This is a genomic window from Labrys neptuniae (genome assembly GCF_040797145.1).
Taxonomy (GTDB): domain Bacteria; phylum Pseudomonadota; class Alphaproteobacteria; order Rhizobiales; family Labraceae; genus Labrys; species Labrys neptuniae.
Genome location: NZ_JBFNQD010000010.1, coordinates 56,564 through 70,886, shown reverse-complemented (window position 1 = coordinate 70,886; position 14,323 = coordinate 56,564). Strand labels below are relative to the sequence as shown.

Here is a 14,323-nt window from a genome sequence, read left to right as displayed (position 1 = left end):
ATGCGTCTCAACGCCACGACCCTCGCCCGCCTCAAACCCGGCATCGCCACGCCGCGCTACGATCGGGCCGCCATCCGGCCCGGCATCGTGCATCTGGGCACCGGCGCCTTCCATCGGGCGCATCAGGCCGTCGCCATCGATGATTGCCTGGCACGCGGCGAGACGGATTGGGCCATTCTCGGGAGTTCGCTGCGCGGCACGCAAACGCGGGACGCCCTTGCTCCCCAGGACGGGTTGTACACTCTCGCCATACGCGACAGCGGCCGCGAAGAGTTGCGTGTGATCGGTTCCGTGCTCGGCGTTACCGTTGCGCCGGAAAATCCAACCGTCCTCCTCGACCAGCTTACAGACCCGGCCATCCGGATCGTCACGCTGACCATCACCGAAAAAGGCTATGCCGTCGATCTCGGCAGCGGCGGCCTGAGGCAGGACCACCCCGACATCGTGCATGATCTTGCCAATCCGCAGGCGCCCCGCTCGGCCCTCGGCTTTCTGGTGGAAGCGATCGCACGCCGCCGCCGCAACGGCAGCCCTCCCTTCACCGTCCTGTCCTGCGACAATCTTCCGCAAAACGGACGGACGCTGAAACGCGTGCTCGGCGAGTTCGCAACGTTGCGGGACAAGGATCTGGCGGCCTATATCGCCGACGAGATCCCCTGCCCCTCCTCCATGGTCGACCGCATCGTGCCGGCGACGACAGATGCCGATCGCGCGGCCATTTCCGCTTCGCTCGGTCTCGAGGACGCTTGGCCGGTGCTGGGCGAGCCGTTCAGCCAATGGGTGATCGAGGATCGCTTTGCGACCGGCAGGCCGCGGCTGGAAGAAAGCGGCGTCGAGTTCACCGACGATGTCGAGCCCTTCGAGCATATGAAGCTGCGCCTGCTCAACGGCACGCATTCCACCATCGCCGCGGTAGGGCGGCTGGCCGGCCACGACTTCGTGGCGCAGGCGATCGCCGATCCGACCATCCGCGACCTGATCGAACGCTATTGGCAATGTGCGATCCCGACGCTCGCCATCCCGGCCGACCGGGCCTTTGCCTATACGAGGCAGCTCCTTGCCCGCTACGAGAACACCTCGCTGCATCACCGCACCGCGCAGATCGCCTCCGACGCGTCGCAGAAATTGCCGCAGCGTATTCTGTCGCCCCTGCGCGACTGCCTGGCCAAGGGCCTGCCCTGCGGCCCGCTCGTCTTCGCCGTCGCCGCCTGGATCCGTTCCTGCGGCGGCAGCGACGACAAGGGCTGTCCTCTCCCCCTCAACGATCCGACCTTCGAAGCCTGGACCGGCCAGCCCGACCAGCGCAGCACCGCGCCGCAGGCCGTGGTCGAGGCTTTTCTCGGCCTTTCTGCTGTTTTCGGCGAAGACCTGCCGCGCAATGCGGCCTTTGTCGACGATCTGCAGGCGGCCTATCGGGCGATCGCCGCCCAGGGCGTCCTCGGCGCCGCCCAATCCTGGAGGCAGAAATGAGAGCCCTGAGCTGCGACGAACCCGGCAAGCTGAGCATCATCCGGCGCGACGAGCCGCGCCCTGCCGGGAACGAGGTGCTGGTGCGCATTCGCCATGTCGGCGTCTGCGGCACCGACTATCACATCTTCCACGGCAACCAGCCCTATCTGAGCTATCCACGTGTCATCGGACATGAGCTCGGAGCCGAGGTCGTCAGCGCGCCGCCGGGATCGGCCCTGCGCACCGGCCAGATCGTCTCGATCATGCCGACGATCTATTGCGGCCACTGCCGCGCCTGCCGGATGGGCAAGACCAATTGCTGCCAGCACCTGGAAGTCCTCGGCGTGCATCGTGACGGCGGGGCCTGCGACTTCATCGCCGTGCCGGAAGCCAACGTCATTCCAGCCGATGGCCTTACGGCGAGGCAGGCGGCCATGGTGGAATTCCTGGCCATCGGCGCCCACGGCGTGGCACGCGGCGGCATCGGGCCGGGGCAGCGCGTGGCCATCGTCGGCGCAGGCCCCATCGGCATCGCCGCCGCCGTCTTCTCCAAGGTGGCCGGCGCCCATGTCAGCGTGGTCGACATGAATCCGCGCCGCCTCGCTTTCTGCGCGGACGAATTGGGGGCGGATGCCGTCTTCGAAGCTTCGGCCGATGTCCGCGACCGCCTCGGCCAGGCGACGGGCGGCGATTTCTTCGATTGCGTCATCGACGCCACCGGCAGCCCCGGCGCCATGCAGAAAGGGTTCGATCTCGTCGGCCATGGTGGTGCCTATGTGCTGCTGTCGCTGGTGCGCGCGGACATCGCCTTCAGCGACCCGGAATTCCACAAGCGAGAAACCACGCTCTATGCCAGCCGCAATGCCGTCCGGCAGGATTTCGAAACCGTGCTGCAGGCCATGCGGAACGGCAAGGTGCCCCTGCAGGCGCTTGCCAGCCACGAGGGCAGCCTGGACGACGCGCCGGGCCTGATACCGGAATGGTCCAGGCCAGAGACCGGCGTGATCAAGGCGATTCTGAGCGTTTAGGACTTGAGAAAATCGTGTATCGGCTGGTTGTCATCCCCGGCGAGGCCGAAGGCCGAGGGAAGGGGATCCAGGGCTCATTAGGCGCAGTTCCTGGTCCCTGGATCCCCTTCCCTTCGCCCTCTACTCGCTTTGCTCGCGAGCGGCTCAGCCGGGGATGACGGAGCACTTGTTTCTGGACGCCTCCTCAGGGCGTATGGGCGGGCGACAGCCTTTCAGGGTGCCACCGTCAGCAGATTGCCCGCCAGCTTGGCGACCTGCTGGCGGATATCCGGCACGGCGACGATCTCCCAGAACGTGCCTGAGGTGATCGGCCCCACGGCGAAGAGCCGATTCGAGGGCACGCCATCGGCCCCCAGCACACCGCAGTCGAGGCCGACATCCAGCCCGAGACCGAGCCTGTCGGGCCGTACCAAGCCCTCGGCGAGCAACTGGCGCAGAATCGGATTCTCGGTGGCGGTGACGTCGGCCGCACGCCCGCGGCATTCGAAGACGGCATCGGCATCGATCCGCCTTTCGGACGCGCCGGTACGGGCAGTATAGCGCACCACGACGCGACCGCCCTGTGGATCGAAGCCGGTAACGCGCCCCGCCACGATGGCGAGTTGTCCGGTCTGGCGCGCGGCCTCGATCCGCGCCGCGGCATCCGGCGCCATGCGATGGCGATGGATGTCCCACCAGGCCCGGGCATGGCGCAGAAAACGCCGGCGGGCCTCCTGCGACAGGCTGCGCCACAGAGGTTGGGTATAGGGACGCAGCCCATCGACGATGGCGCGCCAGTCGCCCCCCGCCTTCTGGTGTTCGGCTACGAGCCGGCGCAGCCAGCGCGTCAGGTAGACGATGCCCGTGCCATAGGGGATGTCGGCGGCGTCGAGGCGCAGCGGCTGCACCGGCCTGTGTGCATGCGGGCTGAGGCCGCGCCTGGAAATCGCGGTGATCCGGCCGCGATGCCCAGCATGCAGCAATGACAGGACCCGGTCGGCCATGGTGAGGCCGGTCCCGACGATGACGACATCGGCATCGGGGGAAAAGGCCGCCGGACCTGCGTCGAACCAGCCGTCGAAACGCCACGGAGCCGGCGGCAGCTTGGGGCCCTCATTGCCGGTGGCGAGAATGGCGATGTCGGCGTGTAGCCGCTCGCCTCCGCCCAGTTGCACAACGACGCCCTGCCCCGTGTCGGCAAAACCCACCGCCTCGTCCTGCACGATGGCGAGGCGTCGGCTGCCGGGCCGCTGCACGAGATGCGGCGAGAGCAGATCGGCGAGATAGTCGCGATAGAGACGCCGCGGCGCGAAGGACTGCGCGTCCGGACAATGGCTGCTGCTGTGCTCGCCGACCCAGCGCCAGAAATGGTCGGGATCGTCAGGATAGGCGCCCATATTGGCAGCGCGCACATTCAGGAGATGATCGGGATGGCTGGTGCCGTAGGCGATACCGGCGCCAAGCTCCCGGCTCTTCTCCACCAGCGTCACACGCAGTTCGGGATGGTGATGACGCAGGAGATGGGCCGTCATCAGCACCCCGCTCGCTCCGCCTCCGATGACCACGATATGCCTGGAGGAGACGGAAGGGCTGGTCGACATGCTGCACGCTTCAATTAATCTACCATTTTGATAGATCAAACACGTGCGTCCGACAAGCTGTCCCGGTCAGCGAATTGCAGGCAAACGCCCCTGTTGCCGGCCAATCGGTCAGATGTGGTACATCAGGGTCAGGTCGTCGAGATCCGCCAGCGCCCGCATTTCGGCAAGGGTGCGGTTGTCGAGCACGGTGGAAATGGCCTGACGCACTTCGAGCATCATCAGGCGCACGGCGCACTGGCTCTCGTCGGAACAGTCGTCACAACGCTGATAGGCCGTTCGGCTGGCGCAGGGAATGGGTGCGAGCGGGCCGTCCAACACACGCACGATATGGCCGACGCGGATCTCGCTTGCCGGCCGGCCCAGGACATAGCCGCCACCCTTGCCCTTCTTCGAATGCAGGAAGCCCGCGTTCTTCAATTCACCCAGAATCGTATCGAGGAACTTCTTGGGAATGCCGTTCTGTTCGGCGATATCGGAGACAAGACAAGGCTTGCCCGGCTCAGCGCCGGCCAGATGCACCATTGCCTTGAGGCCATATTTGCCCTTTTTCGTCAGCATGCGGCCCCCGGACTGCGATTCGGAATTCCCCTTCCGCCCTCTGGTAATCGTAAAAGGGCTGATTTGCTACTCATGCCGTCTCTAAAGCCTGCCAAAGCTGGCGATAATCTGCTGCCGTATGACTTTCTGACAGGCGCGCAGAGCCGCCGAAGAGCTTCTGGCGTAGGGCGCCTTCGGCATAGGCCGTCTTGTAACGTCCCCGCCGCTGCAGTTCCGGCACCAGCAGATCGGCGACATCGCGGAAGGTCTCCGGGCGCACCGCAAAGGCGAGGTTGAAGCCGTCGATCCCCGTTTCATCGACCCAGGCTTCCAGTTCGTCGGCAACTCTGGCGGGCGAGCCGACAACGAGCGGGCCGATGCCGCCGATCGCCACATGCTCGGCGACTTCGCGTACCGTCCAGCGGCGATCGGGATCGGCGCGGGTGATATTCTCGAGCGCCGAACGGCCGGCCTCGTTCTCGACATGCTCGACGATCGCATCGGGATCAAGCTGCGAGAAATCGACACCGGTCCAGCCCGACATCAGGGTCAGAGCCCCCTCGTGATCGGCATAACGGCGATAATCGGCGAGCTTCGCCCTCGCCTCTTCATCCGAGGGCGCCACGATCACGGTCAGCAGCGTAAAGATCAGAATGCTGGCGGGATCGCGGCCAATCCGCGCGGCCGCCTGCCGGATGGCAGCCACCCGGCTGGCGATCACCTTGCGGCTCGGCCCGGAAATGAAGACGCATTCGGCATGCCTCGCCGCAAAGCCCAGCCCCGCCGGCGAGGTCCCGGCCTGGTAGAGCACGGGCGTGCGTTGCGGCGAAGGTTCGCTCAGATGCAGGGCGTCGATGCGGAAATGCGGTCCGTCATGCTGCACCTTGCGTACCCGCTCGGGTACGGTGAAGACGCCGGCTTCAGCGTCCGCGACCACGGCGTCGTCGGCCCAGCTTCCCTCCCAGAGCTTGTAGACCGCGGCCATATAGTCCTCGGCGATGGCGTAGCGATCGTCATGCGCCGTCTGCCTGTCCTTGCCGGCACCACGAGCCGCGCTGTCGAGATAGCCGGTGACGATGTTCCAGCCGATACGCCCTTCCGTCAGATGGTCGAGCGTCGACATGCGGCGCGCGAAACCATAGGGCGGCTCATAGCTCAGATTGACGGTGACGCCGAAACCCAGATGCCGCGTCACTGCCGCCATGGCCGGCACGAGCAGCAGGGGGTCGTTCACCGGGATCTGCGTGGCATGCTGCAGGGCCGCCGCGCCATTGCCGCCATAGACATCGTAGACCCCCAGCACGTCAGCCAGGAACAGCCCGTCGAACAGGCCCCGCTCCAGAATGCGGGCGAGGTCGAGCCAATAATCGAGCCGGTTATAGGCGCGCGAACGATCCCTTGGATGGCGCCACAGCCCGGGGGACTGGTGCGCCACGCAATTCATCTCGAAGGCATTGAAACGGATGGGTTTGGACATCACTTGGCTTCTTTACCCTCCCCTGGAGGGGGAGGGTCGGCCTGAAAGGCCGGGGTGGGGTGAAGAGGCACTGGTCGCGATGATGATGGAAACAGCTCTATCCTGCAAAGAAATCACCCCGCCCCGGACTTCGTCCGACCTTCCTCCTCCAGGGGAGGTTAAGAACCTATCCCGCTGCTGTCTTGCGATGAGAAGGCGCCACGACATTGGCGATGACCTCGCCGAAGGGGCCGGCATTGCGCGCGGGCCCGAGATCATTGCCGGTGGTCTTCTTCAAGGGAAGCTTGGGGAAGACCAGCTCGGCGAAGCGATAGCACTCCTCCAGATGCGGATAACCGGAGAGGATGAAGCGGTCGATGCCGAGCGCCATATATTCCTTCATGCGCTCGGCGACCTCGTCGGGATTGCCGACCAGAGCCGTGCCCGCCCCGCCGCGCACCAGGCCGACGCCGGCCCATAGATTGGGGCTGATCTCCAGCTTGTCGCGCGAACCGCCATGCAAAGCCCGCATGCGGCTCTGCCCCACCGAATCCATGCGCGAGAACACCTTCTGGGCCGTGGCGATGGTCTCGTCGTCGAGCTTGGAGATCAACGCGTCCGCAGCACGCCAGGCTTCCGCCGAGGTCTCGCGCACGATCACATGCAGGCGGATGCCGAAAGAGAGCGTGCGGCCGTATTTGGCGGCAACCGCCTTGGCATTGGCGATCTTCTCGGCCACCTGCTGGGGCGGCTCGCCCCAAGTCAGGTAGACGTCGACATGCTTGCCGGCGACCTCGTTGCCGGCCTCCGACGAGCCACCGAAATAAAGTGGCGGATAGGGCTGATTCACGGGAGGATAGAGCAGCACGCCATCCTCGATGCGCAGGTGCTTGCCCTCGCGAGTGACCTTGCCGCCCTGCAGCAGCTCGCGCCAGATGTCGAGGAATTCGTCGGTAACCTCGTAGCGTTCCTTGTGGTCGAGGAAGACGCCGTCCCCCTTCAATTCCACGGGATCGCCGCCGGTGACGACATTGATGAGCAGGCGACCATCCGAGAGCCGGTCGAGCGTCGCCGCCGAGCGGGCTGCGAAGGCCGGCGTGGTCAGGCCGGGACGGATCGCCACCAGGAAACGCAGGCGCTTGGTCAGCGGCACCATGGCCGAGGCGATGACCCAGCTGTCTTCGCAGGATCGCCCGGTGGGCAGCAGCACCCCGAAATAGCCGAGGTCGTCGGCGGCCTTGGCAATCTGCGAGAGGTAGCCGAGCGAGACATGCCGGGCCCCCTGCTCGCTGCCGAGATAGCGCCCGTCGCCATGGGTCGGCAGGAACCAGAGCACGTCGGTTTCCTGGGCAGGCGGGGGCAGGTCGAGATCATAGGGCATGGTAAAGTCTCTGGTCGTATACTTGGACATTGCCGGGAAGCGACGAAAGCGCCGACTTTGTCAGGAAAGGAGCTGGATTGCCGGGTCAGGCCCGGCAATGACAAAGGTCGAGCGAGTTGAATTTCCTGTGTTCATGGACGATCCCTCGTTCAGATGGCGCCGTGGCGTGGCGGGTTGATGCCATTGAGCCAGTAGTCGCCGATGGCGCGATATTTCCAACGCACGGGATCGTGCACGGTGTGGGTGCGGGCGTTGCGCCAGAAGCGGTCGAAACCGAACTGAGTCTGAGTGGCGCGCGAGCCGGCGAATTCGATCAGCTTGCTGCCGGCCAGCAACGACGCCTCGGTGGAGGCAACCTTGGCCTCGGCAACGGCCACCGAAGCAGCCGCGACCGTTTCCACCGTCGGATCGGCCACGGCAATGTCCGAAAAGCGCCCTGCCCGCTCCAGCAAGGCATCGGAGGCGGCCACGCGGATCTTCACCTCGCCAATGCCGGCGATGGTGTAGGGATCCTCGTAGCCGTGATCGAGGCCGCTGTCCTTCCAGGGTCGAGCATGCTTCTTCACGAAGCTCAAGGTCTCGGCGAGGGCAGCCCGTGCGATGCCGGCTTCGACGGCGGCGTGCATGATCTGCGCCACCGGCCCCATCGATGTGGGCCGATCGAAGACGGCCTTCAGCGAGATCACCGAAAAGGGATGCACCTCGACATTGTCGAGCGTGGTGGTGCCCGAGCCGGTGACCCTTTGGCCGAAGCCGGCCCAATCGTCGATGACCTCGAGACCCGGGGTCTGGCGCGGCACGAAGGAGATGGTGGAACGACCCTCGTCGTCATTGGCGACCACGGCCACCCAATGGGCGAACAAGGCACCGGTGCAATAGAATTTGCGCCCGTTGAGCCGCAGCACCGGCCCGTCCTTGCTGAGGCGGGTGTTGTGGTCCTGCGCCGTCTTGGTGCCGATCTCGGACAGGGCATTGCCGATGCGCTCGCCGGCCAGGATGCGACCGTAGAAGAAGCGTTTCTGCTCTTCGCTGCCTTCCAGGCGCAAGGCGTGCAGGATGAAGAAGTGGTTCTGCGGAATCTGGCCGATCGAGCCATCCGCCGCGGAGAGAAGAGCGATCACCTCGGCCAGCGTACCGGACGATACTTCGGCACCGCCATAGGCCTTTGGCACGGTGATGGCGAGGAGGCCGGCATCGGACAGCCAGTCGAGTTCCTCATAAGGCAAGCGCCGCTCGCGGTCGCGCTCGATCGCGGTTTCGGCAATCCTGGCCGCGACCTCACGCGCGGCAGCGAGCGCCTCGGCATCGTCCTTGATGATATGGGCCTTGCCGGCCCGCAGGGGTGGTGCCCGGAACGCGACGAGGCGCTCGGGCGGGGTATCGGCGGTCAGGGCGGCGGCGGTGGGCATGATTGAGTCCTATTCCGGGTGCGCGGGCGTCTCGCCCGCTCTTTCTTCCGGTTGGTTCGATGTTTCCAAAAGCGGGCGGGACGCCCGCGCACCCGGAGAAATCAACTCCAGGGATGGCGCGGCGGGCTCACGCCATTCAGGGCGTGGTTGCCGACATGATAGAATTTCCAGCGCACCGGATCGTGCAGCGTATGGGTGCGCGCGTTGCGCCAATGCCGGTCCAGATTGTACTGGCCCAGGGTCGAGCGCGTACCGCCCAGTTCGTGCAGCTTGTTGGTGGCGAGGATGGCGATCTCAGTGGTCAGCACCTTGGCCTCGGCAACCGCGACGGCAGCCGTCGTCACGCCCTCCTCGGTCGGCTGCTCCACGATGGCGTCAACAGCCCGTCCCGCCTTCTCCAGCAGGGCCTCGGCGGCATGAAGCTTGATCTTGAGGTCACCGATCTGGGCGATGGTGAAGACATCCTCATAGCCATGCTCCTGACCACTATCGATCCAGGGACGGACATTGTTGCGCACGAACTTGATGGTGTCCTCGATGGTGCCGCGCGCGATGCCGGCATCGACGGCCGCCTGGATGATCTGGGAGACCGCTCCGTTGGTCGAGGGATTCTCGCCGCCGAGATAGGCCGGTATCACCCCCTCGGCCCCCACCCGCACATTGTCGATATGGACATTGCCGCTCGCGGTGGTGCGCTGACCGAAGCTCGACCAATTGTCGATGATGGTAAGCCCCTCGGCGTCACGCGGCACGATGGCCAGATTCACCTTGCCGGCCGGATCGACGGCGCCGATATGGATGTAATGCGCGAACAGCGCCCCGGTGGCATAGAATTTCTCGCCCTTGACCCGATAGCCGTCGCCATCCGGGGTCAGCGTGGTCTCGAAGGCGCCGACATGCTTGGACTTGGCCTCGGAGAAGGCGTTGCCGAGCCGATAGCCCGCGAGCACGCGGCCGAACCACAATTTCTTCTGCTCTTCCGAAGCGGTGGACCTGATGACGTCAACCGCAGCAAGGTGGTTCTGCGGGATCTGGCCGATGGAAGGATCGGCGGCCGAGATCAGTTTGATCACCTCCGTCAGCGTCACCCAGGAGACGCCGGCGCCGCCATAGGCCTTGGGAATGGTGATGCCCCAAAGGCCGCTCTTGGAGAAACGGTCGAGCTCGGCTGCCGGCAGGATACGGTCGCGGTCGCGCAACGCCGCCCCGGCTGCGAATTCAGCCGCCAGGGTCGTGGCTGTTTCGATCGCCTCGGCATCGGAGGCGATGACATGGGCCTGGGGCTCGAGGTCGAATTGGGGCGGCGCAGAGGTGAGCGGCGGCGCAACGGAAATGGTCATGGTGATCCCGGTCTTGTTCAATCAGGCAGGATGGAAGCCGCCATAGCCACCCTGGGCATAGACGAGCGGCCTGCCATCGGCAGTGCGGATGCCGCGCACGGCGCCGATGATGATGGAGTGGCTGTGACGGTCGATGAATTCCTCGACCTCGCAATCGACGGAGGCGAGCGCTCCTTCGAGCGCCAGGGCGCCGGTGAACAGGCGGTTCCAGCCGGCGTTCTCATAGCGGGCGGCACCCTTGATACCGCCCCGCCCCGCAAAGCGGTCGGCGATGTGGCGCTGATGGTCTGCCAGGATGTTCACGCAATAATGGCCGTAGCGGCGGATGACCGGCCAGGCCGATGCATCGCGATTGACGCAGATGATCATGGTCGGCGGCTCGACCGACAGCGACACGGCCGAGGTCGCCGTGAGACCGGTACGCTCGTCCCCTTCACCCGCGGTGATCACGCTGACGCCGCCGGCAACCAACCGCATGGCGTCGCGCAGATTCGGCCCCGTAACCGGCGGCAGCTTCACGGCGATATTCATGTTCGTATCCGTCATCTGAAAGAAGCAGCGGAGGCCTCGCCTCCCCTTTCTTGGTGCACCCAGCGGCGCGTCGTGGGCGGATCGTGCAACAGCAACAATCTTATGTCTATAGATTTTATAGAATTTATGGCCAAAAAATTACGAAGGATCTCCCTTCGCAACGATCAATATAAGGCTGTGACAGCCGACACGGCCAGCAGGAGCCGCCCATCGTCCCGGCTGATTATAACGGCAGCGACTCGACCTTTGTCATTGCCGGGCTTGACCCGGCAATCCAGGCTGTAGCGCAGTCCTTCTACCGCCGGCCTTATGGATGCCCGGGCCAAGCCCGGGCATGACAAAGGTCAGCGCCTTTATGGTTCTGGCTCAGACACGCCGCTGCACGAGACAGCAACGTGCATTCGACCAATGCCACCCTACCAGGCCGGCTGGATCGCGCCCTTGAAGTTGGCGTTGATGAAATCGGCCACTTCCTGATTCTGATAGGAGGCCACCAGCTTCTTGAAGATCGGCTTGTCCTTGTCGGCCTCGCGCACGGCGATGAAGTTGCCATAGGGATTGTTGGTGCGGCTTTCCTGGATCAGCGCATCCTTGGCTGGCGTCAGGCCGGCGCCGAGGGCGTAGTTGGTGTTGATCACTGCGCCGTCGAGGTCGGGCAGCAGATTAGCAAGCTGCGAGGCCTCGATCTCCTTGAACTCGACCTTCTTGGGATTGTCGCTAACGTCGAGCACGCTCGGCACCTGGCCTTCGGCGGTCTTCAGCTTGATCAGGCCGTTGGCTTCCAGGAGCTTGAGGGCCCGGCCGCCATTGGACGGATCGTTGGGAATGCCGATGACGGCGCCTTCCTTCAGATCGGCAAAAGCCTTCAGCTTCTTCGAATAGAGGGCGATCGGCTGCACCAGCGTATAGCCGATCGGCACGATCTTGTAGCCGCGGGCCGCGATCTGGCTGTCGAGATAGGGCTTGTGCTGGAAGGCATTGGCATCGAGGTCGCCCTTCTCGAGTGCCTCGTTGGGAATGGCGTAGTCGGAGAAGGAGACCAGTTCGATGTCGAGGCCATCCTTGGCGGCGACCTTCTTGGCCACCTCCCAGATGCGCTCCTCGTCGCCACCCATGACGCCGAGCTTGAGCTTCTCGGCGGCAAAGGCCGCGCCGGCCGGAGCCAGAGCAAAGACCAGGGCCAGGGCAGCGCCGGCGAGGCGGCGGCGTGTCAATGTATAGGCGGACATGGAAGTCTTTCCTGTTTTAGATAGACGTTGAATCATGCCGAGAGACCGTGGAAACGACCCTCGATTCCCTCCCGCAAATCACGGCTTTCATCCAATGATCCGCGGGGTGTTCCGGTCCCGGATGCTACGGCATCGTCGGGACTGACATCAGTCCTGTCGCACGCGCTTGTTGAGCTTGCGGGCAGCCCGGTCGCCCGCCGACTGCACGCCCTGCACGAGCAGGATGAGAATGACGACCACGGCGCCCATCACTTCGGGCATGAAGCGCTGATAGCCATAGCGGATGGCGACGTCGCCCAACCCGCCACCGCCGACCACGCCGGCCATGGCCGAATAGCCGATCAGGCTGACCGTGGTGAGGGTGAGACCGAGCACGAGCCCCGGCAGCGCCTCGGGAAACAGCACCTTGCGGATGATCTGGAACGGTGTGGCGCCGAAGGAACGCGCCGCCTCGATCAGCCCGGCGTCGACCTCGCGAATGGCGCTCTCGACGATGCGTGCGATGAAGGGCGCCACCGCGATGGTCAGGGGCACGATCACGCCTTTCAGGCCGATCGAACTGCCGACCAGCAGCCTTGTGAACGGAATGATCGCGACGATGAGGATGATGAAAGGCACCGAGCGCACCGCGTTGACGACCGCGCCAAGCACCGCATTCACCTTGGGAGAAGCCAGCAATTCGCCGCGCCGGCTGGTGGCGAGGAAGATGCCGAGGGGCAGGCCCAGGATCGTCCCGAACAGGATGGACACGCCGACCATGATCAGGGAATCGCCGGTGGCGGCCCAAATGACCTTGAGGATCTCAGGCGACATAACCGATCACCTCCCCTTGCAGATTGAGCCGTTCCACCGCCGAGACCACGGCAAGCCGGGTCGCCTCGTCGCCGGGCACCGAAACCAGAAGCGCCCCGAAGGGTTCGCCGCCGATCGTGTCGATGCGGCCGGCCAGGATGTTGATGTCGATGCCGAGAATGGTGGTCAAACGGCTGACCACCGGCGCTGTGGCGTGCGAGCCGGTGAAGGTGATGCGCAACACCGCCTGGCTGCCCGGGCTCGGCTGGTCCGAGAGCCGGCGGGCGAGATCGGCCGGCAGTTCGACACCGGTGACCCCGCGCACGAAACTGGCCGTGGTGGCGTGGCGCGGCTGGGTCAGCACCTCGAAGGCCCGCCCCGTCTCGATCAGCTTGCCGGCTTCCAGCACGGCAACCCGATGGCAGATCTCCTTGATCACCGACATTTCGTGGGTGATCAGTACGATGGTGACGCCGAGGCGCTGGTTGATATCGGCCAGCAGGGCCAGAATGGAGGCCGTCGTCTCCGGGTCGAGCGCCGAGGTCACCTCGTCGCCGAGCAGGATCTTGGGCCGGGTCGCCAAGGCGCGGGCGATGCCGACGCGCTGCTTCTGGCCGCCCGACAGCTCCGCCGGATAGCGGTTGCGTTTGTCTGAGAGCCCGACAAGGTCGAGCAACGGCTCGACGCGGTCCCGGATTTCGGCGACGCCGATACCGGCCACTTCCAGGGGAAGCGCCACATTCTCGAAGACCGTGCGCGAGGACAAAAGATTGAAATGCTGGAACACCATGCCGATGGACCGGCGGACCGGGCGCAACTGGCTTTCGCTCAGGGCATCGACCTCGATGCCGTCGACGACGACACGGCCATTTGTCGGCCGCTCCAGCCCATTGATCAGCCGCAGCAGCGTCGATTTGCCGGCACCGCTGCGCCCGATCACGCCGAAGATCTCGCCGCGCGGGATTTCCAGGCTGAGATCGTCGAGCGCGAACACGGCCGCACTGCCCTTGCGCGCAGCAAAGGAACGCGACACGCGCTCGAAGCGCACGATCGGCCCGCCTGCCTCCGCCTCACCAGGCAAGGTCAGGTTTTCCACTCTCACAGGTGCGTTCACGCGACCAGTTCCTCCAGCAGGGAGTGCAGGCGCCTGGCGACCTGGCCTGAAAGATAACGTTCGGCATCACGCGGACCCACGAAGGTCATGCCGTCGAACCGGCTGAAGCGCCGGCTGGCGGCATGAAACGCAAAGCGGCGCGCCTGGGGTTCGCGCACCACGATGCCGACTGCGGCACCGGAGATCTCAATAACATAGGATTCGGAATTGGAGGGATGGGACATGGATAAAGCCGCCACCTGGTGGCGCTCCGAAAAAACAGGGAATGCATGTGATTATACGGGCTTCAGCAACAACAGCAGCCGCAACACATCTTTCCGTCTGGCTTTCCGATATCCGTTCCGCTGACAACGATCATGGGACACTTCCTGTCTGGAGCCCACGACATCAGCCGTGGCGCTTTAGCGTTTGATGACGCGGCGCAAGCTGCTCGCTCAAATCCCCGCGACCGACTCCCTGGGAAGCCGATGACACAAA

14 protein-coding genes are annotated in these 14,323 nt (G+C 64.8%); 3 read left to right on the top strand and 11 right to left on the bottom strand.

Annotated elements, in window-relative coordinates; all coding sequences use genetic code 11:
* Together ABXS05_RS24385 and ABXS05_RS24380 are read left to right on the top strand one after the other, a co-directional pair.
* Entirely contained in the window at positions 1 to 1,470 is a 1,470-nt protein-coding gene (locus ABXS05_RS24385) for a mannitol dehydrogenase family protein (RefSeq protein WP_367625673.1), read from the top strand.
* A complete protein-coding gene (locus ABXS05_RS24380) occupies positions 1,467 to 2,477 on the top strand; it encodes a zinc-binding alcohol dehydrogenase family protein (RefSeq protein ID WP_367625672.1) in 1,011 nt (336 codons plus the stop codon). Before ABXS05_RS24385 ends, ABXS05_RS24380 begins: the two co-directional genes overlap by 4 nt.
* Before the next feature lie 212 nt (positions 2,478 to 2,689).
* On the opposite strand, the gene ABXS05_RS24375 is transcribed toward ABXS05_RS24380, so the two are convergent.
* The 11 genes from ABXS05_RS24375 to ABXS05_RS24325 all read right to left on the bottom strand — a co-directional run bounded on the left by ABXS05_RS24375 (position 2,690) and on the right by ABXS05_RS24325 (position 14,070).
* Entirely contained in the window at positions 2,690 to 4,057 is a 1,368-nt protein-coding gene (locus ABXS05_RS24375) for an FAD/NAD(P)-binding protein (protein ID WP_367625671.1), read from the bottom strand.
* Between the two features lie 108 nt (positions 4,058 to 4,165).
* Positions 4,166 to 4,615, bottom strand: a complete 450-nt coding sequence (locus ABXS05_RS24370) for an RrF2 family transcriptional regulator (RefSeq protein ID WP_105865248.1) — start codon at positions 4,613 to 4,615, stop codon at positions 4,166 to 4,168.
* 70 nt (positions 4,616 to 4,685) lie between these two features.
* Entirely contained in the window at positions 4,686 to 6,071 is a 1,386-nt protein-coding gene (locus ABXS05_RS24365; protein WP_367625670.1) for an LLM class flavin-dependent oxidoreductase, read from the bottom strand.
* A gap of 166 nt (positions 6,072 to 6,237) precedes the next feature.
* A complete protein-coding gene (ssuD, locus tag ABXS05_RS24360) occupies positions 6,238 to 7,431 on the bottom strand; it encodes an FMNH2-dependent alkanesulfonate monooxygenase (protein ID WP_367625669.1) in 1,194 nt (397 codons plus the stop codon).
* A gap of 149 nt (positions 7,432 to 7,580) precedes the next feature.
* On the bottom strand, positions 7,581 to 8,840 hold the full coding sequence (locus ABXS05_RS24355) for an SfnB family sulfur acquisition oxidoreductase (protein ID WP_311933104.1): 1,260 nt from the start codon (positions 8,838 to 8,840) through the stop codon (positions 7,581 to 7,583).
* Positions 8,841 to 8,941: 101 nt separating this feature from the next.
* Positions 8,942 to 10,180 carry an SfnB family sulfur acquisition oxidoreductase gene (locus tag ABXS05_RS24350; RefSeq protein ID WP_367625668.1) on the bottom strand — a complete coding sequence of 413 codons (1,239 nt, stop codon included), beginning with the start codon at positions 10,178 to 10,180 and terminating at the stop codon, positions 8,942 to 8,944.
* A 21-nt stretch (positions 10,181 to 10,201) separates the two neighbouring features.
* Complete coding sequence (locus ABXS05_RS24345; protein WP_311933106.1) at positions 10,202 to 10,711, bottom strand: flavin reductase family protein; 510 nt, start codon at positions 10,709 to 10,711, stop codon at positions 10,202 to 10,204.
* A 416-nt stretch (positions 10,712 to 11,127) separates the two neighbouring features.
* A complete protein-coding gene (locus tag ABXS05_RS24340) occupies positions 11,128 to 11,940 on the bottom strand; it encodes a MetQ/NlpA family ABC transporter substrate-binding protein (RefSeq protein WP_367625667.1) in 813 nt (270 codons plus the stop codon).
* A 147-nt stretch (positions 11,941 to 12,087) separates the two neighbouring features.
* Positions 12,088 to 12,753, bottom strand: a complete 666-nt coding sequence (locus ABXS05_RS24335) for a methionine ABC transporter permease (RefSeq protein ID WP_367625666.1) — start codon at positions 12,751 to 12,753, stop codon at positions 12,088 to 12,090.
* Positions 12,743 to 13,846, bottom strand: a complete 1,104-nt coding sequence (locus tag ABXS05_RS24330) for a methionine ABC transporter ATP-binding protein (protein ID WP_376717608.1) — start codon at positions 13,844 to 13,846, stop codon at positions 12,743 to 12,745. Before ABXS05_RS24330 ends, ABXS05_RS24335 begins: the two co-directional genes overlap by 11 nt.
* Entirely contained in the window at positions 13,843 to 14,070 is a 228-nt protein-coding gene (locus ABXS05_RS24325; RefSeq protein ID WP_068287353.1) for a hypothetical protein, read from the bottom strand. The genes ABXS05_RS24330 and ABXS05_RS24325 overlap by 4 nt, the downstream gene beginning before the upstream one ends.
* On the opposite strand from ABXS05_RS24325, the gene ABXS05_RS24320 reads away from it, so the two are divergent.
* Positions 14,069 to 14,194, top strand: coding sequence for a hypothetical protein (locus ABXS05_RS24320; protein ID WP_311933110.1), 126 nt, complete (start codon positions 14,069 to 14,071; stop codon positions 14,192 to 14,194). The genes ABXS05_RS24325 and ABXS05_RS24320 overlap by 2 nt on opposite strands.
* Positions 14,195 to 14,323: the final 129 nt, after the last annotated feature.

Coding starts and splice junctions, on each gene's coding strand:
- ABXS05_RS24385 (WP_367625673.1), top strand. CDS start 1: ATGCGTCTCAACGCCACGACCCTCGCCCGCCTCAAACCCGGCATCGCC.
- ABXS05_RS24380 (WP_367625672.1), top strand. CDS start 1,467: ATGAGAGCCCTGAGCTGCGACGAACCCGGCAAGCTGAGCATCATCCGG.
- ABXS05_RS24375 (WP_367625671.1), bottom strand. CDS start 4,057: ATGTCGACCAGCCCTTCCGTCTCCTCCAGGCATATCGTGGTCATCGGA.
- ABXS05_RS24370 (WP_105865248.1), bottom strand. CDS start 4,615: ATGCTGACGAAAAAGGGCAAATATGGCCTCAAGGCAATGGTGCATCTG.
- ABXS05_RS24365 (WP_367625670.1), bottom strand. CDS start 6,071: ATGTCCAAACCCATCCGTTTCAATGCCTTCGAGATGAATTGCGTGGCG.
- ssuD (WP_367625669.1), bottom strand. CDS start 7,431: ATGCCCTATGATCTCGACCTGCCCCCGCCTGCCCAGGAAACCGACGTG.
- ABXS05_RS24355 (WP_311933104.1), bottom strand. CDS start 8,840: ATGCCCACCGCCGCCGCCCTGACCGCCGATACCCCGCCCGAGCGCCTC.
- ABXS05_RS24350 (WP_367625668.1), bottom strand. CDS start 10,180: ATGACCATTTCCGTTGCGCCGCCGCTCACCTCTGCGCCGCCCCAATTC.
- ABXS05_RS24345 (WP_311933106.1), bottom strand. CDS start 10,711: ATGAATATCGCCGTGAAGCTGCCGCCGGTTACGGGGCCGAATCTGCGC.
- ABXS05_RS24340 (WP_367625667.1), bottom strand. CDS start 11,940: ATGTCCGCCTATACATTGACACGCCGCCGCCTCGCCGGCGCTGCCCTG.
- ABXS05_RS24335 (WP_367625666.1), bottom strand. CDS start 12,753: ATGTCGCCTGAGATCCTCAAGGTCATTTGGGCCGCCACCGGCGATTCC.
- ABXS05_RS24320 (WP_311933110.1), top strand. CDS start 14,069: ATGGATAAAGCCGCCACCTGGTGGCGCTCCGAAAAAACAGGGAATGCA.
- ABXS05_RS24325 (WP_068287353.1), bottom strand. CDS start 14,070: ATGTCCCATCCCTCCAATTCCGAATCCTATGTTATTGAGATCTCCGGT.